General features: G+C 73.5%; 26 protein-coding genes. 20 read left to right on the top strand and 6 right to left on the bottom strand.

Annotation, left to right across the window (positions count from 1 at the left end):
- Nucleotides 1-20: 20 nt before the first annotated feature.
- The 6 genes from ACWEJX_RS13665 (at nt 21) to ACWEJX_RS13690 (ending at nt 3,763) form a co-directional block, all read left to right on the top strand.
- Nucleotides 21-851 (top strand): AfsR/SARP family transcriptional regulator, encoded by an 831-nt coding sequence (locus ACWEJX_RS13665; protein WP_451607633.1) that lies wholly within the window; start codon nt 21-23, stop codon nt 849-851.
- 150 nt (nt 852-1,001) lie between these two features.
- On the top strand, nt 1,002-1,754 hold the full coding sequence (locus ACWEJX_RS13670; protein WP_451607634.1) for a thioesterase II family protein: 753 nt from the start codon (nt 1,002-1,004) through the stop codon (nt 1,752-1,754).
- 38 nt (nt 1,755-1,792) lie between these two features.
- Nucleotides 1,793-2,623 carry an AfsR/SARP family transcriptional regulator gene (locus ACWEJX_RS13675; RefSeq protein WP_451607635.1) on the top strand — a complete coding sequence of 277 codons (831 nt, stop codon included), beginning with the start codon at nt 1,793-1,795 and terminating at the stop codon, nt 2,621-2,623.
- A gap of 39 nt (nt 2,624-2,662) precedes the next feature.
- Complete coding sequence (locus ACWEJX_RS13680) at nt 2,663-2,926, top strand: acyl carrier protein (RefSeq protein WP_451607636.1); 264 nt, start codon at nt 2,663-2,665, stop codon at nt 2,924-2,926.
- On the top strand, nt 2,926-3,306 hold the full coding sequence (locus ACWEJX_RS13685; protein WP_451607637.1) for a SchA/CurD-like domain-containing protein: 381 nt from the start codon (nt 2,926-2,928) through the stop codon (nt 3,304-3,306). Before ACWEJX_RS13680 ends, ACWEJX_RS13685 begins: the two co-directional genes overlap by 1 nt.
- Before the next feature lie 10 nt (nt 3,307-3,316).
- The gene (locus tag ACWEJX_RS13690) at nt 3,317-3,763 is read left to right on the top strand and encodes an anthrone oxygenase family protein (RefSeq protein ID WP_451607638.1); all 447 of its coding nucleotides are present in this window, start codon (nt 3,317-3,319) and stop codon (nt 3,761-3,763) included.
- Nucleotides 3,764-3,827: 64 nt separating this feature from the next.
- On the opposite strand, the gene ACWEJX_RS13695 is transcribed toward ACWEJX_RS13690, so the two are convergent.
- Nucleotides 3,828-4,208, bottom strand: a complete 381-nt coding sequence (locus tag ACWEJX_RS13695; protein WP_451607639.1) for a SchA/CurD-like domain-containing protein — start codon at nt 4,206-4,208, stop codon at nt 3,828-3,830.
- Between the two features lie 163 nt (nt 4,209-4,371).
- Here ACWEJX_RS13695 and ACWEJX_RS13700 point away from each other — a divergent pair, with 163 nt between their 5' ends.
- From ACWEJX_RS13700 to ACWEJX_RS13745, 10 genes are all read left to right on the top strand, one after another.
- On the top strand, nt 4,372-4,707 hold the full coding sequence (locus tag ACWEJX_RS13700) for a TcmI family type II polyketide cyclase (protein ID WP_359517542.1): 336 nt from the start codon (nt 4,372-4,374) through the stop codon (nt 4,705-4,707).
- Nucleotides 4,704-5,150 (top strand): cupin domain-containing protein, encoded by a 447-nt coding sequence (locus tag ACWEJX_RS13705; protein WP_451607640.1) that lies wholly within the window; start codon nt 4,704-4,706, stop codon nt 5,148-5,150. Before ACWEJX_RS13700 ends, ACWEJX_RS13705 begins: the two co-directional genes overlap by 4 nt.
- Nucleotides 5,147-6,436: a beta-ketoacyl-[acyl-carrier-protein] synthase family protein gene (locus ACWEJX_RS13710; protein ID WP_451607641.1), complete on the top strand. Its 1,290-nt coding sequence runs from the start codon at nt 5,147-5,149 to the stop codon at nt 6,434-6,436. The genes ACWEJX_RS13705 and ACWEJX_RS13710 overlap by 4 nt, the downstream gene beginning before the upstream one ends.
- 2 nt (nt 6,437-6,438) lie before the next feature.
- A complete protein-coding gene (locus tag ACWEJX_RS13715; protein ID WP_451607642.1) occupies nt 6,439-7,662 on the top strand; it encodes a ketosynthase chain-length factor in 1,224 nt (407 codons plus the stop codon).
- 18 nt (nt 7,663-7,680) lie between these two features.
- Nucleotides 7,681-8,142 carry an SRPBCC family protein gene (locus ACWEJX_RS13720; protein WP_403789988.1) on the top strand — a complete coding sequence of 154 codons (462 nt, stop codon included), beginning with the start codon at nt 7,681-7,683 and terminating at the stop codon, nt 8,140-8,142.
- The gene (locus tag ACWEJX_RS13725; RefSeq protein ID WP_451607643.1) at nt 8,139-8,600 is read left to right on the top strand and encodes an anthrone oxygenase family protein; all 462 of its coding nucleotides are present in this window, start codon (nt 8,139-8,141) and stop codon (nt 8,598-8,600) included. Before ACWEJX_RS13720 ends, ACWEJX_RS13725 begins: the two co-directional genes overlap by 4 nt.
- Nucleotides 8,601-8,633: 33 nt before the next feature.
- Complete coding sequence (locus ACWEJX_RS13730; protein ID WP_451607644.1) at nt 8,634-9,386, top strand: SDR family NAD(P)-dependent oxidoreductase; 753 nt, start codon at nt 8,634-8,636, stop codon at nt 9,384-9,386.
- Nucleotides 9,386-9,706: an antibiotic biosynthesis monooxygenase family protein gene (locus tag ACWEJX_RS13735; RefSeq protein WP_451607645.1), complete on the top strand. Its 321-nt coding sequence runs from the start codon at nt 9,386-9,388 to the stop codon at nt 9,704-9,706. The genes ACWEJX_RS13730 and ACWEJX_RS13735 overlap by 1 nt, the downstream gene beginning before the upstream one ends.
- Nucleotides 9,699-10,007, top strand: coding sequence for an antibiotic biosynthesis monooxygenase family protein (locus ACWEJX_RS13740; protein ID WP_451607646.1), 309 nt, complete (start codon nt 9,699-9,701; stop codon nt 10,005-10,007). The genes ACWEJX_RS13735 and ACWEJX_RS13740 overlap by 8 nt, the downstream gene beginning before the upstream one ends.
- A 110-nt stretch (nt 10,008-10,117) precedes the next feature.
- Nucleotides 10,118-10,978, top strand: coding sequence for an NAD(P)-dependent oxidoreductase (locus ACWEJX_RS13745; RefSeq protein WP_451607647.1), 861 nt, complete (start codon nt 10,118-10,120; stop codon nt 10,976-10,978).
- Nucleotides 10,979-11,037: 59 nt separating this feature from the next.
- On the opposite strand, the gene ACWEJX_RS13750 is transcribed toward ACWEJX_RS13745, so the two are convergent.
- A complete protein-coding gene (locus ACWEJX_RS13750; protein WP_451607648.1) occupies nt 11,038-12,645 on the bottom strand; it encodes an FAD-dependent monooxygenase in 1,608 nt (535 codons plus the stop codon).
- 178 nt (nt 12,646-12,823) lie between these two features.
- Here ACWEJX_RS13750 and ACWEJX_RS13755 point away from each other — a divergent pair, with 178 nt between their 5' ends.
- Complete coding sequence (locus ACWEJX_RS13755) at nt 12,824-13,159, top strand: antibiotic biosynthesis monooxygenase family protein (protein WP_451607649.1); 336 nt, start codon at nt 12,824-12,826, stop codon at nt 13,157-13,159.
- Between the two features lie 12 nt (nt 13,160-13,171).
- Here ACWEJX_RS13755 and ACWEJX_RS13760 read toward each other — a convergent pair whose 3' ends face one another.
- Nucleotides 13,172-13,909, bottom strand: coding sequence for an SDR family NAD(P)-dependent oxidoreductase (locus ACWEJX_RS13760; RefSeq protein WP_451607650.1), 738 nt, complete (start codon nt 13,907-13,909; stop codon nt 13,172-13,174).
- Nucleotides 13,910-14,082: 173 nt separating this feature from the next.
- Between ACWEJX_RS13760 and ACWEJX_RS13765 the strand changes: the two genes are divergently transcribed.
- Both ACWEJX_RS13765 and ACWEJX_RS13770 read left to right on the top strand, forming a co-directional pair.
- Nucleotides 14,083-15,258 carry a nucleotide disphospho-sugar-binding domain-containing protein gene (locus ACWEJX_RS13765; protein WP_451607651.1) on the top strand — a complete coding sequence of 392 codons (1,176 nt, stop codon included), beginning with the start codon at nt 14,083-14,085 and terminating at the stop codon, nt 15,256-15,258.
- 37 nt (nt 15,259-15,295) lie between these two features.
- Nucleotides 15,296-16,153: an LLM class flavin-dependent oxidoreductase gene (locus ACWEJX_RS13770; RefSeq protein ID WP_451607652.1), complete on the top strand. Its 858-nt coding sequence runs from the start codon at nt 15,296-15,298 to the stop codon at nt 16,151-16,153.
- A gap of 60 nt (nt 16,154-16,213) precedes the next feature.
- On the opposite strand, the gene ACWEJX_RS13775 is transcribed toward ACWEJX_RS13770, so the two are convergent.
- A complete protein-coding gene (locus ACWEJX_RS13775) occupies nt 16,214-17,821 on the bottom strand; it encodes an FAD-dependent monooxygenase (RefSeq protein ID WP_451607653.1) in 1,608 nt (535 codons plus the stop codon).
- A gap of 262 nt (nt 17,822-18,083) precedes the next feature.
- Here ACWEJX_RS13775 and ACWEJX_RS13780 point away from each other — a divergent pair, with 262 nt between their 5' ends.
- Entirely contained in the window at nt 18,084-19,100 is a 1,017-nt protein-coding gene (locus ACWEJX_RS13780) for a methyltransferase (protein WP_451607654.1), read from the top strand.
- 85 nt (nt 19,101-19,185) lie between these two features.
- On the opposite strand, the gene ACWEJX_RS13785 is transcribed toward ACWEJX_RS13780, so the two are convergent.
- Both ACWEJX_RS13785 and ACWEJX_RS13790 read right to left on the bottom strand, forming a co-directional pair.
- Nucleotides 19,186-20,196: a methyltransferase gene (locus tag ACWEJX_RS13785; protein ID WP_451607655.1), complete on the bottom strand. Its 1,011-nt coding sequence runs from the start codon at nt 20,194-20,196 to the stop codon at nt 19,186-19,188.
- Nucleotides 20,193-21,680, bottom strand: coding sequence for an MFS transporter (locus ACWEJX_RS13790; protein ID WP_451607656.1), 1,488 nt, complete (start codon nt 21,678-21,680; stop codon nt 20,193-20,195). Before ACWEJX_RS13790 ends, ACWEJX_RS13785 begins: the two co-directional genes overlap by 4 nt.
- Nucleotides 21,681-21,713: the final 33 nt, after the last annotated feature.

Raw genomic sequence — 21,713 nt, forward strand, 5'->3', positions numbered from 1 at the left:
AAGAGACGGGGGAGCCACGAATGGAAATTCAGGTCCTTGGCCCACTGACCGCTGCCGTCTCCGGAGGGTCCATCGTCCCGACGGCCGCCAAGCCGCGTCAGATCCTCGCGCTGCTCGCGCTGAACGCCAACCGGGTCGTGTCGGTGCCCCAGTTGATGGAGGAGCTGTGGGGCGCGGACCTGCCCCGCAGCGCCGCCACCACGCTGCAGACCTACATCCTCCAGCTGCGCCGCATGCTGCGTGCCGCCGCCGCCCGCAGCGGACTGCCCGGCAGCGCCGAGCACGTGCTGGCCACCCGGCACGGCGGATACGTGCTCGAGGTGGCACCCTCCGCGGTCGACGCGAACGAGTTCGACCGGCTGACCGCCGCCGGCCACGCCGCGTTCGGCGCGGGCGACATGGAACGCGCCTCCGCCCTGCTCGGCGCGGCCTGCGCGCTGTGGCGCGGCTCGGTCCTGGTCGACGTACGGCACGGATCCCAGCTGCGCATCGAGGCCACCCGCCTGGAGGAGTCCCGGATCGGTGTCCTCGAACGGCGGATCCGCGCCGACCTGCGGCTCGGCCGGCACCACGAGGTGATCGGCGAACTGTCCGCGCTGACCGGGCACCACCCGCTGGACGAGGCGCTCCACGCGCACCTGATCGTCGCGCTCTACCGGGCCGGCCGCGCACCCCGGGCGCTCGGGGTGTACCGCCAGCTGCGCGAGACGCTGATCGAGGAGATCGGCCTGGAGCCGTCCGCCGTGCTCCAGCACCTCCAGCGGGCCATCCTGCGCGGCGAGCCGGTAGACGACTACGGCCTGGAGGGCACGGCACCCGCCGTGCCGGCCCGGGGCAGCCTCGCCGGCTGAGCCGCCCCGTACGCCGAAGAACCCCGTCGATCGCCACGCCGCAGACCCTTCGATCGCTTCTCCAGTTCATGTCCAGTGACCTTCCAGAGTCCTTGGCCACCATCGTCGGGCACTGCCTCCCGGTGGTGCCGACGGGGCGAAGGAGGCCGCGTGAACCGGTATTTCGCAGCCAGACCGCGGGACGGGGCGCCACTCCGGCTGTTCTGCTTCCACCACGCCGGGGCCGGGGCGATGGCCTTCGCCGGCTGGGCCGGCCGGATCGGCCCCCAGGTCTCGGTGGTACCGGTCCGGCTGCCGGGCCGGGAGAGCCGGCTCGGCGAAGCCCGGATCACCGATGTCGTCTCGCTCTTCGACGAGTTCGACGAGCACCTCGGCCCACTCCTCGAACAGGGCCCGTACGCCTTCTACGGCCACAGCCTGGGCGCCCTGGTCGCCTACCGTTTCGCCGAGCACCGGATCGGCTCCGGACGACGGGCGCCCGTCGGCGTGGTGGTCGGCGCCTGCATGCCGCCCGACCTGCCCAACCCGCTGATCGGGGCCGGCCACCTGGACGACGAGGCGCTGCTGGCCCTGCTGTCGTCCTTCGGCGGGGTGCCCGAGGAACTCCTCGCCCGCCCCAAGTGGCTGCGCGAGATGCTCGCCACCACCCGAGCCGACCTCCGCCTCGGCCGGGCGCTGCGCGAGGGGGCCCGTACCCCGTTGCCGTGCCCGATCTGGGCGTTCGCCGGGGAGAGCGACCGGGTCGCCACCCCGGGCGCCGTCGCCCAGTGGGAGCGCTGGACCACCTCGTCCTTCCACTTCCGCACCCTGGCCGGCGGCCACTTCTTCGTCCGCGACGACGAACTTCCCCGCGTGCTGGGCGAACTGCTCGCCGAAGAGCACCTGTTCGCCGCCGTCGACTGACCCCGGCACCACCGCGAACCTCGAAGGGAGAAGGCGATATGGATATCGGCCTGCTCGGCCCGCTCCGGGTCGACCAGTCGGGGGTGTCCGTCGTGCCGACGGCCGCCAAGCCGCGCAAGGTGCTGGCCCTGCTGGCCTGCCGGGCGGACCGGCTGGTGTCCGTGGAGTCACTGATCGAGGAGGTCTGGGGCGAGGACCCGCCGCGCAGCGTCCAGACCACCCTGCAGACGTACGTGCTTCAGCTGCGCGGCTGCATCTCCGCCGCGCTGGACGGGCAGCCGGCCCCCGACCTGCCGCTCGGCTCCAAGAGCGTGCTGGTCACCGAACCCGGCGGCTATCTGCTCGACACCCAGGGCGGCACGCTGGACAGCGCCGAGTTCGACCGGCTCGCCCGGCGCGGACACGGCGCCATGGAGGCCGGCGACTGCGCGACCGCCTCCGCCGTCTTCCGGCAGGCGCTGGCGCTGTCACGCGGTCCCGCCCTGGTCGACGTGCAGTGCGGCCCGCTCCTCGAGGCCGAGGCGCGCGCCCTGGAGGAGTCCCGGCTGAGCATCCTCGGCCGGCGCATCGAGGCCGACCTGCGGCTCGGGCGCCATCACGAACTGCTCGGCGAACTGGCGGGACTCTGCGCCCAGTACCCCCTGCACGAGGGCCTCCAGGCGCAGCTGATGATCGCGCTGTACCGGGCCGGTCGCCGCAGCAGCGCCCTGGAGACCTACCAGCGCCTGCGCACCCAGCTCAGCCGCGAGCTCGGACTCGATCCCTCCCCCGAACTGCGCGCGTTGCAGAGCGCCCTGCTGGCGGCCGACCCGGCCCTCGCCGCGCCTCCGCAGAGCCCCGCCTCCACCCGGCTGCTGCGGGCCATCTGACCACCGCCCGATCCCGTCCCACCCTCAGGAAGGTGCCCGATGAACGCGTTCACCCTGCCCGAGCTGATCGAGAAGCTGCGCGAGTGCGCCGGCGACAGCGACACCTACGACCTCGACACGGACGACGTCCACGACGTCCCGTTCCTGGAGCTCGGCTACGACTCCCTCGCCCTGCTCCAGGTCACCGGTGTCCTCGACCGGGAGCTCGGGATCGAGCTGTCCGACGACGAGGTGGCCGCGGTCGAGACCCCCAGGCTGTTCCTCGGCCTCGTCAACGACGCTCTCAGTCTGCGAGCCGCCTGATGCCGTACGCAGCGATCACCTACCGGGTCAAGCCCGGCCACGAGGACGAGATAGCGGCGGTCTTCGCCGACTTCCAGCGGGTCGACACCCCCGACTACACCGCCGAGGACGGCGGTGCCGCCGGGCGGCTGCTCGGCACGGGGGTGTTCGTCAAGGACGACGTCCTCGTCCGGGTCATCCACTACGAGGGCGATTTCGCCGCGATCGGCCGGCACATGGCGGCCCAGCGCGGAGTGCACCTGCTGGAGGAGCGGCTGGCCCCGTACCTCGCCGAGGAGCGGGACACCAGCAGCGCCGAGGGCTTCGCGGCGTACTTCCGTGACGCCGTCATGCGGCCCATCGCCCAGCTCACCGTGGACACCCATCCGGCCCGGCTCTGAGGGACGGCCCATGACCACGGTACTGGGCGTGCTGGCGCTGCTCGGCAGCGGCGTCACCGCCGGAGTGCTGTTCGCCGTCGCGCTGAGCGTCCTCCCGGCGCTCTTCGCGATGCCGGCCAGCACCTACGTCTACGCGCACCAGCTCCTCGGCCGGAACTGGGACCCGACCATGCCGGTCATCGTCCTCGGCTCGACGCTGGCGGACATCCTGTGGGCGGTGTCCGGCGACGGGGGAGCGCCGGCCGCGGCGGCGGCCGTGCTGCTGCTCGGCGTCTCCGCCGTGTCCCACCTGTGCAACGTCCCCATCAACCGCCGGGTCAAGGCCGTCACCGACCCGGAACGGCTGCCCGCCGACTGGACGGACCCGCGCCCGCTGTGGCGGCGATGGCACCTGCTGCGCTGCGCTCTCGCCGTGGTGGCGCTCGCCCTCAACAGCGTGGCGGCACTGCACGGTTGACGGATCGGGCCGGCCCCCTGGGGAGGGGGCGGGCCCGATCCGCGCGTTCGGTCAGGACGTACGGTCAGGACGCCGCGGGCACGTCCCGTACCGAGATCTGCGCCACCGTGCGCAGCAGGCTGCGCCGGAAGGTCGCGACGAACCCCTCGACGGTGTCGGTGTCCCGGGGCCGGGTCAGGTACGGCTTCAGCTTCCGTTCCACCTCGCGCACCCCCGGCTGGGACGCCATGTGACGCGCCACCGCGTCCAGGTCGCCCTCGTACTCGATGACCCGCACCAGGGTGTCGTCCCGGAGGAAGACGGCCGTGGCGAGGATGCGGCCGGCGTCCTGCCCGCCCGCGTCGCGCACCCGGTCGGACTTCACGCGGCGGAAGCTGCCGAAGATCTCGGCGAGTTCGGCCTCGCAGCCGGGCTTGATGTCGTAGGTGATGGCGGCGAAGGGCATGGGCTCGCTCCACAGGTCGGCACACGGGACGCCACGATGCCAGCACCCGCGACTCGCGTTCGCCTCAAGTCCGTTGTCTGGACGCGTACTTGAGCCGGTCTCCAGGTTGCCCGGGGACAGTCTGGCGTGTCGGTGTCGGCACCCTATCCGCAGGAGGACAGCAGTGCACCGCACCCTGATCGTCGCCCGGCTGAAGCCGGGCATGGCCGATGACATCGCGAGCATCTTCGGTGACTCCGACGCGACCGAGCTGCCCCACCTGGTCGGTGTCTCCCGACGCACCCTCTTCCGCTTCCACGACCTGTACTTCCACCTGGTCGAGGCGGACCAGGACATCTCGCCGGACCTCTACAAGGCCCGCAGCCACCCGCTCTACCAGGACATCAACACCCGTCTCGCGGCCTGCGTGAGCCCGTACGACCCGGACTGGAAGGAGCCCAAGGACGCCATGGCGACCCCGTTCTACGTGTGGACCAAGGATGAGGGGCGGATCCAGTGACCGACACCGACCGCACCACCGGCACCCGTACGGTGAAGGTCTCCACCGGACAGGTCGAGCCCAACACCAGGCGCGGCGGCGACATCCGGGTGACCCTCAGCCCGAAGACCGTCGGCTGCACCTCCGGCTTCGGCGGCACGCTCACCCTGGTACCCGGCGACCACATCACCGAGCACTACCACCCGTACTCCGAGGAGTTCCTCCACGTCACCACCGGTGAACTGGAGATGACCCTGGACGGCCGGCCGGTGCGGCTGACGGCCGGGGACTCCCTGCTGGTCCCGATCGGCGTGCGCCACCGCCTGGTGAACGCCGGCACCGCGACGGCCAGCTGCGTCTTCCACCTCTCCCCGCTGGCGCCGCGCCCCGAGCTCGGGCACGTCGACACCGAAGGCGTCCAGCACCCGGAGGCGGCCAACCCGCGGGTGGGTGGCGGCACGTGAGCGGCGGCGGTGAGCGCCGGGCGGTGATCACCGGCATCGGCGTGGTGGCGCCCGGCGGCGTCGGCAGGGAGGCGTTCTGGCAGCTGCTCACCGAGGGCCGCACCGCGACCCGTCGGCTCAGCCTCTTCGACCCCGCCAAGTTCCGCTCCCAGGTCGCCGCCGAGGTGGACTTCGACCCGGCCGGCGCCGGTCTGACCGCCCGGGAGATCCGGCGCATGGACCGCGCCGCCCAGTTCGCCGTGGTGTCCGCCCGCGAGGCCATCGCCGACAGCGGACTCGACCTGACCGCCGTACGCCCCGAGCGGATCGCGGTCGGCCTCGGCAGCGCCGTCGGCTGCACCATGGGCCTGGAGGAGGAGTACACCGTCCTCAGCGACCAGGGCCGCAACTGGCTGGTCGACCACGAGTACGGTGTCCCCCACCTGTACGGCTACATGGTGCCCTCCACGCTCGCGGTCGAGGTGGCCTGGGCCGCCGGCGCGGAAGGCCCGGTCTCCCTCGTCTCCACCGGCTGCACCTCCGGCATCGACGCCGTGGCGCACGCCGTCCAGCTGATCGAGGAGGGCAGCGCCGACGTGGCGCTCGCCGGTGCCACCGACGCACCGATCTCCCCGATCAGCGCGGCCTGCTTCGACGCGATCCGGGCCACCACCGCCCGCAACGAGGATCCCGAGCACGCCTCCCGGCCGTTCGACCGCGACCGCGCCGGCTTCGTGCTCGGCGAGGGCTCCGCCGTCCTGGTGCTTGAGGAGAAGACGGCCGCCGAGGCGCGCGGCGCCCATGTCTACGGTGAGATCGTCGGCAGCGCCGGGCGCAGCAACGCGCACCACATGACCGGCCTGAAGCCGGACGGCCGCGAGATGGCGGAGGCCATCGGCATCGCCCTCGACCAGGCCCGCCTGGATCCGACGGCGATCGGCTACGTCAACGCCCACGGCTCCGGCACCAAGCAGAACGACCGGCACGAGACCGCCGCCTTCAAGCGGGCGCTTGGGGACCACGCGTACCGCGTCCCGGTCAGCTCGATCAAATCGATGATCGGGCACTCGCTGGGCGCCATCGGCTCGATCGAGGTGGCCGCCTGCGCGCTCGTCCTCGACCGGCAGGTGGTACCGCCGACCGCCAACCTGGAGAACCCCGACCCGACGTGCGACCTGGACTACGTCCCGCGCACCGCCCGCGAGCACCGCACCGACGTGGTGCTGACGGTCGGCAGCGGCTTCGGCGGGTTCCAGAGTGCGATGGTCCTGGCGCGGCCCGGGGCGGTCGCCCACGGGAGGAGCTGACCATGTCCAACGGGCACCGCCCGCCGGTGATCACCGGCATCGGCGTCACCGCACCGACCGGGCTCGGCGTGGAGGCCCACTGGGCCGCCGTGCTGGCCGGCAAGTCCGGCATCGACCGGATCACCCGGTTCGACCCCACGCCCTACCCGGTACGGCTCGCCGGCCAGGTGAGCGGTTTCAGCGCCGCCGACTCGGTGCCCAGCCGGGTCGCCCGCGAGACCGACCACTGGACCCACCTCGCCCTCGCCGCCGCCGAGGCCGCCCTGACCGACGCCGGGGCCGACCCCGCCACGCTGCCCGAGTACGAGATGGCCGTGGTCACCGCCAGCTCGTCCGGCGGCACCGAGTTCGGCCAGCACGAGATGGAGGCGCTCTACCAGCACGAGCCGTCCTGGGTCGGCGCCTACCAGTCCATCGCCTGGTTCTACGCCGCGACCACCGGGCAGCTGTCCATCCGGCACAAGATGCGCGGCCCGTGCGGCGTGCTCTGCGGCGAACAGGCCGGCGGACTCGACGCCATCGGCCAGGCCCGCCGGCTCACCCGGCGCGGCGCCCGGCTGGTGCTCACCGGCGGCACCGACGCCTCCCTGTGCCCGTACGGACTGAGCGCCCAGCTGTCCACCGGCAGGCTCTCCACCGTCACCGACCCGGCCCGCGCCTACCTGCCGTTCGACCGCTCGGCCGCGGGCTACCTGCCCGGCGAAGGCGGCGCGATCCTGGTCCTGGAGAGCGACGCCGGAGCCACCGAACGGGGCGCCGGACAGCGGTACGGCACCGTGCTCGGCTACGCCGCCGGCTTCGACCCGGCCCCCGGCTCCGACCGGCCCCCCGCCCTGCGGCGCACCATCGAGGCGGCGCTCGCGGACGCCGGAATCAGCCCCGGGGACATCGACGTCGTCTTCGCCGACGGCGCCGGCACGCCCGCCGAAGACCTCGCCGAGGCCCGGGCGATCAGCGCGGTGTTCGGGCCGGGGGCCGTACCCGTCACGGCGCCCAAGGTGCTCACCGGCCGGCTGTACGGCGGCGGCGCGCCGCTGGACGTGGTCACCGCGCTGCTCGCGCTGCGCGACGGCGTCGTCCCGCACACCGCCGGCGTCGAGCAGCTCGCCCCCGGCTGCGACCTCGACCTGGTCACCGACGAACCCCGCACCACACCGCTGCGCCGCGCCCTGGTCCTGGCCCGCGGCCACGGCGGCTTCAACTCGGCTCTCGTCCTCGGACGTTGACGAAAGGCTGGCGCACCCATGGCAGGCCACACCGACAACTCGATCCTCATCGACGCACCGCTGGAGACTGTCTGGGAGATCACCAACGACCTGGAGAACTGGCCGAACCTGTTCAGCGAGTACGCCGCCGCCGAGGTGCTGGAGCGCGACGGCGCCACCGTCACCTTCCGGCTCACCATGCACCCCGACGAGAACGGCACCGTGTGGAGCTGGGTCTCACGCCGCACCCCCGACCCGAAGAGCCGCACGGTCGAGGCGTACCGGGTGGAGACCGGCCCGTTCGAGTTCATGGACATCCGCTGGGAGTACACCGAAGAGGACGGCGCGGTGCGGATGCGCTGGATCCAGGACTTCCACATGAAGCCGCAGGCCCCCGTGGACGACGCGGGCATGACGGAGCACCTCAACCGCAACACCGCCGTCCAGATGAAGCTGATCAAGGAGAAGGTCGAGGCCGCCGCCCGCCGTGAGCCGCGGTGACCGCAGTCCTCGCGCCCCTGGTGGTGCTCCTGAGCGGTCTGGGCGCCGGGGTCCTGCTCGGCACCCAGCTCGGCGGCTGGCCCCTGCTCGCCGCCCTGCCGCCCGACCGCTACGTCCACGCACACGCCTTCTTCGCCACCCGCTACGACCCGGCGATGCCGATCTGCCTGCTCGGCACGCTCGTCGGCGACCTGGTGCTGGCCGTCGGCGGCCGGCCGCCCGCGGCCCGGCTGCTGTACCTGGCCGCCGCGCTGCTCGCCGCCGCCACCGTCACCATCTCGCTCGTCAAGAACGTCCCCATCAACCGGTGGATCCAGGGCGTCGACCCCGGCCGGCTCCCGGAGAACTTCGACGAGGTCGACCCGCGCCCCGTCTGGGGCCCGTGGAACCGGCGGCGCAGCGCGCTCGCCATCCTCGCCTTCGCCGCCAACTGCGGCGCACTGTCCGTACTGCTCTGACGCACCCACCGCCCAGCCTCACGGAGGAAGACCATGAACCTGGCCCTGGAGGGCAAGAAGGCCCTCGTCACCGGCGGCACCCGAGGCGTCGGCCGGGGCATCGTGCTCGCGCTGGCCCGGGCCGGCGTCGACGTGGTGACCTGCTACCGGCAGCCCAGCGACCACGTCGGTTCGCTGGAACGAGAGCTGAAGGAGACCGGCGGCGACCACCACGTCGTGCGCGCCGACCTCAGCAGGCCGGACGAGGTCGCCTCCCTGGTGGAGCGGGCCGGAGCGGCGTACGGCCGCCTCGACCTGGTCGTCAACAACGCGGGCACGATCAGCCACGTCCCCTACGCCGACCTGCCGGTGGAGGAGTTCCAGCGGATCTTCACCACCAACGTCACCGCCGCCCACCTCGTGATCCAGCACTCCCTTCCGCTGCTCCACGAGGGATCGTCCGTCGTCAGCATCGGCTCCAAGGCGGTGGACGCCGGCATCCCCCTGCGCTCGCACTACACCGCCACGAAGGCGGCCCTGGTCGGCCTCAACCGGTCGCTGGCCAAGGAGTTCGGCGCGAAGGGCATCCGGTTCAACGTCGTCGCCCTCGGCGTGGTCGAGACCGAGAACCTGCACGCGCTCCCCGAGGACCAGCGGAAACTGATGGTCGAGCGCTACAGCGCCAAGACCGCGCTGGGCCGGCTCGGCACCCCGGACGAGGTGGCCGGAGCCATCCTCTGGCTCGCCAGCGACCTGTCCCGGTACGTCACCGGGTCCACCGTCAGCGTCGACGGGGGGATCTCCTGATGACGTTCCGGGTCACCCTGCGGATGGAGCTCAAGCCCGGCGCCGAGCACGCCTTCGTCGAGGAGTGGCACCGCGGCACCGACGCGGTCACCGGCCACCCGGCCAACCTCGGACAGTGGCTGTGCAAGGACACCGCCGTGGACGACGTCTACTGGATCGTCAGCGACTGGCTCGACGAGCCGCGCTTCCGCGCCTTCGAGAACAGCCCCGCCCATCTGGAGCACCGGGCCAGGCTGCACCCCTACCGCAGCGGCGGCTCCTTCCACACCATGGAGGTCACCGCCCACATCCCCGGACCGGCGGCGAACGCCGATGCCTGAGGTGCGGGTGCTGGTGTACCAGTTCGCCCGCGACGAAACCGAACTGGCCGCCGTACGCGCCGCCTACCACCAGGTCAGCGAACGGCTCGCCAAGGTGCCGGGAATGCTCGGCAACGAACTGCTCCTGCGGCTCCACGACCCCGGCTCGCTGGTGGTGGTCAGCCGCTGGGAAAGCATGACCGCCTTCCAGGACTGGGAGGCCGGTCCCGAACACCGCGACGACACGGCGCCGCTGCGCCCCTACCGGGACACCCGCACCGGCACGCCGTTCGCGGTCTACGAGGTCGACGCGGCCTACTGAACCACCCGCACCCCGCGACCGCTGTCCCCGGCGCCCCTCCCCCCGGCGCCGGGGACAGCCCCCTGTCGCGGCAACCCCCTCCACCAAGGAACACGAAGGAAGGCGGCACGATGAGCCCCACCACTCTGGCCTTCATCGGACTCGGCAGCATGGGCGGCGGCATGGCACACCGCCTGCTCGGGGCCGGGTACCGGCTGACCGTCCACAACAGGACCGCGGACAAGGCGGCGCCGCTCCTCGCCCAGGGCGCCGTGGCCGCGGGCTCACCCGCCGAGGCGGTGGCCGGCGTCCGCACCGTGCTGCTCAGCCTCAGCGACGAGGCCGCCGTCGAGAAGGTGCTGTTCGGCGAGGTGGTCGCCGCCCTCGAGCCCGGCAGCACCGTCATCGACACCTCCACCGTCTCCCCGGAGTACGCCCGGCACAGCGCGGCCCGGCTCGCCGAAGCCGGGCTGCGCCGGGTCGAGGCGTGCGTCGTCGGCAACCCGCTGCAGGCCCGGGAGGGCCTGCTGCGGGTCTTCGTCTCCGGCGACGACGCCGACATCGAGGCGGTCCGGCCCGTCCTGGAGACCATCGGCTCCGAGGTCGTGCCGCTCGGCGCGCCGGGCGCCGCGGCCACCGCCAAGCTGATCCTCAACCTGCTGCTCGGCGCCCAGGTCGCCGCGCTCGCCGAGGCCGTGACGTACGGCCAGCGGGCCGGCCTCGACCGGGACCGGCTGCTCGCGACCGTCGCCGGCAGCGGGTTCAGCTCCGAGGTCCTGCGCTTCCGCGCCGAACTGATGCGCAAGGGCAGCTACCGGCCGGCCTTCTTCCGCTCCGCGCTGATGGAGAAGGACCTCCGCCTCGCCGTCGCCGACGCGGCACGGGCCGGTGTCGCCATGCCCGTGCTCGACACCGTACGGGCCCGCTTCGCCACCGTCGTGGAGGCCGGGGACGGCGACCACGACGCCGCGGTGCTGATCGAGCACACCTGAGCCGGACCGATGCCGCGGTGCTGATCGAGCACATGTGAGCCGGACCGCCGGGGCGGGCGTCAGCGGCCGAGCATCCGGGCGAGGGCGGCGACCAGGGCGTCCTCGGCGTCGTCCGGTGTCCCGGCCGACCGCCAGGCCACCACCCCGTCCGGGCGGACCAGCACCGCCCCCGCGTCCGTCGTGCCGTACGCCTTCGCCCAGCCGCCGTCCCGGTCCCCGTACGCCCCGTCGCCGCCGATGCCGTGCACCCGCAGCGGCACGCCGAGGCGCCGCGCCGCCGCCTCGGCCGCCGCCGGCCACGGTCCCGGCCGCGCACCCGTCAGCAGCACCGGGCCGTCCCCGAACAGGTCCAGCGTCGAGCACTCCGCACCGTCGCGCAGCAGCGGCACGTGGGGGGCCCGGGTCCCCGGCAGACCGCGCGGATCGGTCACCCAGACGTCGCCGTCGACCGCGTAGCGCCAGCCGAACCACACGGTGGTGTCGTCCACGAGACCGGCCGGCAGCACCCGCCGTGCCGCGCGCCCACCATCGCGCGGCCGGTCCCGCTGGCGCAGCACCGCCTGCCGTACGGTGGCCGCACCGACCGGCCGGCGTTCGGCGTCGTAGCTGTCGAGCAGCCCGGGGGAGGCCTGCCCGGCGAGCACCGCGGCCAGCTTCCACGCCAGGTTGTGGGCGTCCTGCACACCGGAGTTCGAGCCGAAGGCGCCGCTCGGCGGCATCACGTGGGCGGCGTCGCCCGCGAGGAAGACCCGGCCGGCCCGGAACCGGCGCGCCACCTTGGCGGCGGCCTCCCACGGAACGGCGCCGAGGACCCGCACGGCGAGATCCGGCACGCCCGACGCGGCCCGCACCAGCTCGGCGCACCGCTCGGGCGGGTAGGCGGCGAGCACCTCCTCGGGCGTGCCCGGGTCGTCGGGGCCGAGGATGACGTCCAGCCGCCATTCGCCCGCGTTGTCCAGCGGGATCAGCGCGCCGCGCACCCGGTCGTTGAACGTGTAGCACATGACGAACCGCCGCTCGCCGAGCTCCTCCGTGAGATCGGCGCGGAAGTGGATCGCCAGGAACCGGCCGAGACCCCCCGTCCCGTCGAACGGGATGCCGAGCCGGCGGCGCAGCCCGCTGCGGGCACCGTCGGCCGCGACCAGGTAGCGCGCCCGCAGCCGGCTCGTCGTACCGGCCGCGCCGTCGCGCACCAGAGCGGTCACACCGTCGGTGTCCTGCGCGCACGACACCAGCTCGCTGCCGAAGCGGAACTCGGCCCCGGCCCGTTCGGCGGCCCGGCGCAGCACGCCCTCCAGCTCGTTCTGATGGCACAGGCACCAGCTCGTGGGCGACAGCGCGCCGAGATCGGACGCGACCTCGCGGTAGTACTCCTCCTGGAACGCGCCCAGTTCCGGCCCGGCCAGCGACCTCGCAAGCCGCAGACCGCTGTTGCGGGCCAGCGCCCGCGCGGACGGCAGCGCGCGCAGCTCGTCCTCGAGCCCGGCGGCGCGCAGCAGCTCCATCGAGCGCGGGTTGACGCCCCGGGTACGGGGGTGGGCGGACAGGCCCGCGCGCTGTTCGAGGACCACGCAGGCCACGCCGCGCCGCGCCAGGAAGAGCGCCGTCGACAGCCCGACCAGGCTGCCTCCGACGACCAGTACGGGAACCTGCGGCTGCTCGGTCATCCGGATCTCCTCTGCGGGGACGTCGGGGACGTCGGGGGCCCGAGGATCGGCGCGGGGTGTCGAGGACGGCTCAAGAGGGGCCCCATCGAGCGCGATTCGAGTCCGGCCGGGCAGCCTGGCGGCGCGGGCGAGCGGCACGACCCGCCCGAGCAGCGAACGAGTCGAGGGGAGCGCGGAGATGACCGAGTACGCGCGGGGGCCGGTGCGGGTGGTCCTGCGGATGGAGATCGCCCCGGGCCGGGAGGCCGAGTTCGAGGCGGTCTGGCTGGAGATCGGCACGATCATCGCCCGGCAGCCGGCCAACCGGGGCCAGGTCCTGGTCCGCGACGAGGACCAGGAACGGCCCGTCTACCACGTGTTCACGGACTGGGCGGACGAGGCGAGCTTCCGCACCTTCGAGCGGAGCGCGGAGCACGTGGACCACCGGCGCCGACTGGCCCCGCTGCGCACGGGCGGCGCCATGACCGTCACCCGGATCGTCCACGACCTCCGCCCCGCGCCCCTCACCTCCTAGCCGACCCCGGATCTACACCCCGCCGTCCACGTTCAGCGTCACCCCGCTGATGTAGGCGGAGGTGTCGCCGGCCAGGAACAGCACGGCGCCGGCCACGTCCTCGGGGCGGCAGATCCGGCCGAGGGCGGTCATGCCGACGATGCGGGTGACCGCCTCCGGCGGCAGCCCCGCGCCCGGCTCGGTCTCGGTCAGGCCGGGCGCCACCGTGTTGACACGGATGCCGCGCGGCCCCAGCTCCTTGCAGAGCGCCCGGGTCAGACCGATCAGCGCGGCCTTCGACGCCGTGTAGTGCACCCCGCGGACCCGGCCGCGCAGCGCCACCGACGAGCCCACGTTGACCACGGACGCACCGTCGGCCAGCAGGGGCAGCGCCGCCTGCGTGACCAGGTACGCCGAGGTGACGTTGGCGTCCATCACCCGGTGCCACTCGTCCTCGGGTAGCTCCTCGAACCAGACCTGCCCGTCCACGCCGACGTTGTTCACCAGCGCGTCCAGGCCGCCCAGCGACTCCCGCGTCCGCTCGGCCAGCTCCGCCGCCCCCGCCGCGGTGGTCACGTCGGCCCGGACCACCAGATGCCCGTCACCGGTCTCCTTCAGTTCGCGCACCAGCGAGTCGGCGTCCGCGCCGGCCGTCCGCGAGCACACCACCACGCGCGCGCCCGCACGGGCGAACGCGAGTGCCGTCGTCCTCCCGATGCCCCGCGTCCCGCCGGTGACGAGTACGCGCTTGCCCGCGAGTCCCTGTTCCATCCGAGTCTCCTTCCGCTGCCGTCATGCCCGGGCCGTGCAGGGCCGGGCCACCCTCCCGCGCCGTTCTCGCGAACTCCTGGACGGCAGCTCGAGCAGCCCGCGATCCATCCGAGAGCCCGATGGGGGACCTTCCGGACCGTCAGCTGAACCTCCGGAGAGGGTGGGGCGGATCGATGCGGGTACTGTTCACGACCTGGGCGTGGCCCTCGCACCTGTACGGGCTGGTCCCGATGGCCTGGGCCTGCCGGGCGGCCGGGCACGAGGTGCTGGTCGCCGGCCAGCCCGGCATCCACGACGAGACCGTCCGGACCGGGCTGCCCGCGGCGACGGTCGGGCACGACGTGGACGCGGTGGGACTGGTCCGCGGCTATGTGCTGCCGTCGCGGACCCAGCCCGCGCCGGCCGCGCCGGCCGGACCCGAGGGGCGCGGCCCGCGCGCCCTGCGGATGTTCCACGCCCACGCGGACTCCATGGCCGACGACCTCACCGCCCTGGCCCGCGACTGGCGGGCCGACCTGGTGGTCTACGAACCCACCGCCCTCGCCGGTCCGATCGCCGCCGCCGCGGCCGGAGTCCCGGCCGTACGGCTGCTCTACGGCACCGACCTGATGCTGCGCGCGCGGCCCCTGCTGCCCGACGTGCTCGCGCCGCTCGCCGCACGCAACGGCGTGGACGCCTTCGACCCGTTCGGCGACCTCACCGTCGACCCGTGCCCCGACGAGTTCCAGCTCCCGACGGACCTGCGGCGGCTCTCCATGCGCTACGTGCCGTTCAACGGGCCCGGCGCCGGCACCCCGCTCGCACCGCCCCCGCCCGGCCGCCGCCGCGTGGTGGTGACCTGGGGCCACACCATGGCCCGGCTGTCCCCGGCGCACTTCCTCGCCCCGCAGGCGGCCCTGGCCGCCCACGGCCCCGACACCGACGTGGTGCTGGCCGTCTCCGCCGACCAGCTCCCGCTCCTCGGCGACCTCCCGGCCGACGTCACCGTCGCCGTGGACACCCCGCTGCGGCAGCTGCTCGGCGACGCCGACCTGGTCGTCGCGCACGGCGGCGCCGGCACCGTGCTGACGAGCCTCCAGGCCGGCGTACCCCTCCTGCTCGTCCCCCAACTCCCCGACCACGCCGGCCACTCGGCGCGCGTCCTGGCCACCGGCACCGGCGAGGTGCTCAGCCGCGACGAGGCCGACCACGACCGGCTGCGCGGCGAGATCCGGCGCCTGCTGGAGTCCGACCGGGAGCGCGTCGCGGCCCGGCGCCTCGCCGAACGCAACCTGGAGCGGCCCGCCCCCACCGACCTCGTCGCCGAGCTGGAACGGCTCACCGACACGCGGGCGGCAGCCGTCCGCTGAGCGCGCACCGAAAAGCGCACACCAAAAGGAGAGAGCCTTGGAGATCGGACTGGGTCTGCCCACCACCGTCCCCGACGTCGACGGCCGGACGCTGCCGCAGTGGGCCCGCCGTGCGGAGGAGTGCGGCTTCGCCAGCCTCGGCGTGCTGGACCGGCTGGTGTACGCCAACCTCGAGCCGCTGATCTCGCTCGCGGCGGCGGCGGCCGTCACCGAGCGGATCAGACTGCTGACCACCATCCTGATCGCGGCCTACCGGGGCGACACCGCGTTGCTCGCCAAGCAGGCCGCCACCATCGACGCCCTCTCCGGCGGCCGGCTGGTGCTCGGGGTCGCCGCCGGCGGCCGGGAGGACGACTACGCCGCCACCGGCACCGGCTACCGGGACCGCGGGGCACGCCTGGACGCCGCGCTCACCGAACTGCGGGAGATCTGGGCGGGCCGAGGCAAGGTCCCCGGCATCGGGCCCGCCCCCGTCCGCCCGGAGGGCGTACCGCTCCTGGTCGGCGGTCACTCGCCGCGCGCGATGGTGCGCTCGGCGCGGTTCGGCACCGGCTGGATCGCGGGCGGCAACTCCGTCACCGCCTACGCCGAACTGGTCCGCCAGGCGCGGCAGACCTGGATCGACGAGGGCCGCACCGAGCGCCCGCGGATGGTGGCCATCCTCTACGCCCACCTCGGCCCGGACGCCGCCCGCGTCGCCGGTGACTACCTGCGCGGGTACTACTCGTTCGTCGGCCCGAAGGCCGAGCGGACGGCCGCCGGCGTCCTCACCGATCCGCGGCGCGTCCGCGACGCCGTCCAGGCGTACGCCGAGGCGGGCTGCGACGAGCTGATCCTGCTGCCCTGCACGGCGGACCTCGCACAGGTGGAGCTGCTGGCCGACGCGGCGCTCTGACCGCGACCGACGAAGGGCCCGCTCCGGAAGATCCGGAGCGGGCCCTTTCGGCGCTCGAGGTCAGCGGAGCCCGGCCGACCTGCCCAGCACGTCGTCGAGCACCTGCTCGGCGTCGGCGCCGCCCGGACCGGTGGCACGCCAGGCGACGAAGGCGTCCGGGCGGACCAGCACCGCACCGCCGGCGCCGACCCCGTACGCCTCGGCCCAGTCTCGGTCCTTCGGCCGCAGCTCGCTCTCCGGGCCGACGCGGTGCACCCGCAGCGGCACGCCGAGCCGCTCGGCCGCCGCGACGGCCGCCTCGGCCCAGGGGGACCCGGCGTCGTCGGTGAGCAGCACGTACGCGTCCCAGAACAGGTCGATCGTGGAGACGATGGCGCCGTCGCGCTCGATCCAGACGTGCGGCGCGCGGGTACCGGGCTCTCCGGTGAGCCGCAGCTGCGGCGTGAGCACCGGGCCGGTGGTGTCGCCGACGATCGACGGCGAGGTGTACCGGTAGCCGAGCGTGATGATGATGTCGTCCACCATGTCCGCGCGGTCCTGCTCGGTGGCGTGGCCGTGCCGGATGCGGTTGCGGACCATCGCCTGCGCGGCCATCGCCGAACCGACCGCGTGCCGCTCGTCGTGGTAGCTGTCGAGCAGCGGGTCGCCCGCCCAGCCCTTGAGCACGGCCGCCAGCTTCCAGGCCAGGTTGTGGGCGTCGTGGATGCCCGTGTTGGCGCCGAAGCCGCCCGCGGGCGGGTGCAGGTGTGCGGCGTCGCCGGCCAGGAAGACCCGCTGGGTGCGGAACCGCTCGGCGACCAGCTGGGCGCCCTGCCACGGCACCTTGTCGACGATCTCCACCGCCAGGTCCGCCTTGCCCGCCGCGGTCCGGACGATCTCGACGCAGCGCTCGTCGGTGAAGTCCTCCGGCTTCTCGCCGCGCTCGGGGTGGTAGATCGGCGCGGCCAGGTACGGGTCGCAGCCGTGCAGCCGGGACAGCCCCATCAGCGTGCCGTTGACATTGGCGTAGCAGAGGATGAACCTGCGGCCCTTGAGCACGGTCTCCAGCTCGGGCGCCTTGAAGTAGATGCTGAGCGCGTTGAAGACCGTGCCGCGTCCCTCGCGCTCCACCCCGAGGTGTCCGCGGACGCTGCTGTTCGCGCCGTCCGCGCCGACCAGGTACCGGGCGCGGATGGTGAAGCGCCGGCCGGTGGCGTTCTCCTCGGCGACGGCGGTCACCCCGTCCGCGTCCTGGGTGAACTCCACGAGCCGGGTGCCGAACCTGACGTCGGCGCCGAACTCCCGGGCCTTCTCCACCAGTACCTTCTCGTACCGGTCCTGGCCGCAGCCCATCACCCGCTCCGGGCTGACGGTCGGGCCGTCCAGCGACGGCGACTCCAGCACCACGGCGTCGTCGATCCCGGAGAAGGTGTCGACCTGGATGATGCCGCCCTCGAAGTACGGGTGCGAGTCGCCCATCTCCAGCGCCCGGATCTCGGCGGAGACGCCGGCCGCCCGGAACAGCTCCAGGGTGCGTGCCTGGAGACCCGGGGCGCGCGGCAGCAGCGACGTGCCGTCGCGCTTCTCCAGCACCATCGTGCGGATCCCGTGCCGCCCGCTGAACAGGGCGGTGGAGAGGCCGACCGGCCCCGCTCCCACGATCAGCACAGGGATGTTCACGTCATACATGCGTGTCCCCTCATGAACAGACGAACAGTGCCGGGTTGATCCGCCGCACTGCGACCGGGGAAAGAGTTACCGGCGGCGCCTCGAGGATTCCTGGCCTCGCGGTCGGGCGCCCTCGGGCCGGCGGTCGGGCGCCCTCGGGCCGGCGGGACGGTCGCTCCGGGTCTCCAGGGAGGTTCGAGGGGCGCTCCACGTCCGGCTGACAGCCTCTCAGGCCGACAGGTGCGGCGCCTGGCAGGCAGGCGTCCAGGAAGGAGTCCTCACCATGACGACCAAGGCCCCGGACGTCGGCACTGCCGCCGGAATCCTGCGCCTCGGCAACGCGTTCTGCGACGCCAAGGCCCTGCTGACCGCCGTCGAACTCGACCTGTTCACCCACTTGCACAACGCCCCGGGCGGGTCGGCCGACGAGACCGGGATCAGGGAGGCGCTCGGGCTGCACGGACGCGGCCTGCGCGACTTCCTCGACCTGCTGGTGGCGCTGCGCGTCCTGGAGCGCCAAGGCGGCCGCTACCGCAACGCCCCCGGCGCCGACCGGCACCTGGTGCGCGGCGCCGGCGAGTACGTCGGCGGCTTCCTGCTGCGCTCCAGCCGCAACCTCTACCCGGCGTGGGGACGCCTGGAGGAGGCGCTGCGCACCGGGCAGCAGCAGTCGGGCAGCCACTACGACGAGGTGACGCAGAATCCGGAGATCCTGCGCCAGTTCATCGGCAGCATGGACGCCTTCACCAACGTCCTCGGCGCCCAGCTGATCGAGGCGTACGACTGGTCCGGTCACGCCTCGGTGCTCGACGTCGGCGGCGCCCGGGGCAACCTGGCCTCGCAGATCGTCCGGGCCCGGCCGCACCTCGCCGGGCACGTCTTCGACCTGCCCGAGATGGAGCCCTTCGCCAAGGAGCTGATCGCGGACCTGGGCCTCGGCGGCAGGCTGGAGTTCCACGGCGGCAGCTTCTTCACCGACCCGCTGCCCTCGGCCGACGTGGTGATCCTCGGGCACGTCCTGCACGACTGGGACCCCGGGCAGCGCAGCATGCTGATCCACAAGGCGTACGACGCGGTCAACCCCGGGGGCACCCTGCTGGTCTACGACCGGATGCTGGACGACGAGCCCGAGCACGCCGAGAACCTGGTGATCAGCCTCGACATGCTGCTCGTCACCGACGGTGGCTCGGAGTACCCGGCCGCGGAGATCGTCGGCTACGCCGAGCACGCCGGCTTCGCCCGTACGGAGGTCAGCCCGCTCGGGGACTACGACACCCTGGTGGTCTGCCACAAGGCCTGACGGGCGGCAGGAGCGGACGCGAGCGCGGCAGCGCCCCCGGAAGGGCTTCCGGGGGCGCTGCCGCGTACGGACGCGATCGTGGCGGTCAGGGCCTGCGGGCGACGACCAGGGTGTCGAACGCGGCGAGCGGCCGGTGGGTGATCCCGGTGAACCCGGCGTCGCGGGCCTCGGCGGTCAGCTCCGCGACGGTGTACTCCGCGCCGCCGTCGGTGACGAGCAGCATGTTCAGGCTGGCGACCAGGTTCTCGGTGTCGTCCTGCCGCTCGCCGAGCATCCGGTCGTAGATCAGGACCGCCCCGCCGGGACTGACCGCGTCGAACGCCTTGCCCAGCAGGTGGCGGCGCTGCGCGGGGTCCCAGTCGTGCAGGATGTGGCCGAGGACCAGGACGTCGGCCGGGGGCAGCGGGTCGCGGAAGAAGTCGCCGGGGTGGAACACCGCCTGTCCGGTGCGGCCCAGTTCGGCCATGTGCTCGTGGAAGAACGGCTCCAGCTGCGGCAGGTCGAAGACGTGCCCCTCGAGCCCGGGCCGCGCTTCGAGGAGCTGGCCGAGCAGTCCGCCCCGGCAGCCGCCGACGTCGAGCACCGAGCGGTGGCCGGAGAAGTCGTACGCCTCGGTCAGCCGGGCGCCGAGGCCCTGGGTGAGCCCGTCCATCATCCGTACGAAGGCGCCGGTCGCCTCGGCGTCGTCGAGCATGCCCGTGTAGTCGGTGTACGCCTGCGGCTCGCCGGTGCGCAGGGCCTCCGCCAACTTCCCGTACACCGGGTACAGGTTGAGGTCCGAGCCGCGCAGGAAGCCGCCGACGGCGCCGGGCCGGCCGGTGACCAGATAGCGGGCGGCGCCCTCGGCGTTGCGGTAGCGGCGCTCCTCGTCGCGGTGCAGCAGCCCCAGCGCGGTGAGCAGGTCCAGGAAGTCGGTCAAACCCCGGCCGTGCAGCCCGAGCCGCACGCGCAGCTCCTCGGCGCCGGCCGGGCCCTCGTCGAGGACGGTGAACAGGTCGAGCCGGACCGCGGTGAGCAGCGCCTTCGCGTCGCAGAACCGATTGCCGAGCCGGAGGATGCCGGCCGCCGTGCCGGTGTCCCAAGCGGTTGCTGTCATGCCGGGTCTCCTTCGTGTGGGCGGGCCTGTGGCCCGGAAGCCTCCGGCGCCTGGCGCGCGGCGCGGGCGGGGAGCAGGAACACCAGCAGGAAGGCCGCGGCGAGCAGCCCCGTCTCGTACCAGAGCACCTGGGAGAAGGAGACGGAGAAGCCGCGGTGGCCGGCGAGCAGGCCGAAGAACAGCACGCCCAGTACGGCGACACCGGCCGCCGAGCCCAGCTGGTTGACGGTGTTGAGGACGCCGGACGCCGCGCCGGCGTCCCGTTCGGGCACCCCGGACAGCACGAGCTGGACCAGGGGAGAGGCCACCAGGCCCATGCCGAGGCCCGTGACCAGCAGCCACGGCGCGAGCTGCCAGGTGCCGGCGGACGATCCGAGGCTGCGGACCGTCAGCAGGAGCGCGAGCGTGCCGGCCGTCATCACGGCGATGCCGGCGGCCAGCACCACCCGGCCGAAGCGCCGGGCGGCCAGCGGGGAGACCGCGGAGGTGGTCATGGCGCCGAGGGCGTACGGCATCACCGCCAGGCCGGCTTCGGACGGCGAGAAGCCCAGGCCGTTCTGCAGGTAGTAGGTGAACGGGAAGAAGAACCCGGCCACGGCGGCGAAGAACACCGTGAGCAGTGCGAGACCCACGGTGAAGGTCCGCCGTTCGAAGAGCGCGGGCGGCACCAGCGCGAAGCCGTCCCGTCGCTCCTTGGCCCGCTCGTGGAGCGCGAACCCCACGGCGAGCGGGACCGAGCCCACCATCAGCACGAACGACCAGACGGGCCAGCCCAGTTCCCGCCCCTGCACCAGCGGGAACAGCACCGCGAGCAGGGCCGCGGTCAGCAGCAGCACACCCGTGAGGTCAAGGCGTCTGGCCACGGGGGCCCGCGAGTCGCGGACGCAGGCGGCCACGCCCGCCAGCGCGACGAGCCCCACCGGCAGGTTGATCAGGAAGATCGGCCGCCACGAAAGACCGAACAGGTCGGCGTTGATCAGCAGACCGCCGAGCATCGGCCCGAGCGCCGAGGACAGCCCGGACAGCGCGCCGAAAAGCCCGAAGACCCTGGCGCGTTCGTGGTCGGGGAACGACACCTGGAAGGTCGACATCCCCTGGGTGACCACGAGCGCGCCCCCGAAGCCCTGCAACGCCCGTGACACGATCAGGACGCCCGCGTCCGGCGCGACGCCGCAGCCCAGCGACGCCAGGACGAACACCACGATCCCGGTCAGCAGCACGCGCTTGCGCCCGACGAGGTCGCCGATCCGCCCCGCCGTCACCAGGCTGAGCGCGAACGTGAGGGTGTACGCCTCCACCACCCACTGCAGGGTCGCCCCGCCGGCGTGCAGCTGCCGCTGGAGGCCGGGCAGGGCCACCACCACGATGGAGGTGTCGATCAGGTCCAGCGCCATCGCGACCAGGACGAAGACCGCGGCCCGCCAGCGGGCCGGGTCGAGGGCGCTCGGATCGGCCAGGGTCACGGAGTCGGATGAAGTCGTCATGCGGTTCTCTCGGTGGGGGCTTGCGGGGGCGCG

The organism is Streptomyces sp. NPDC004788 (assembly GCF_053601115.1).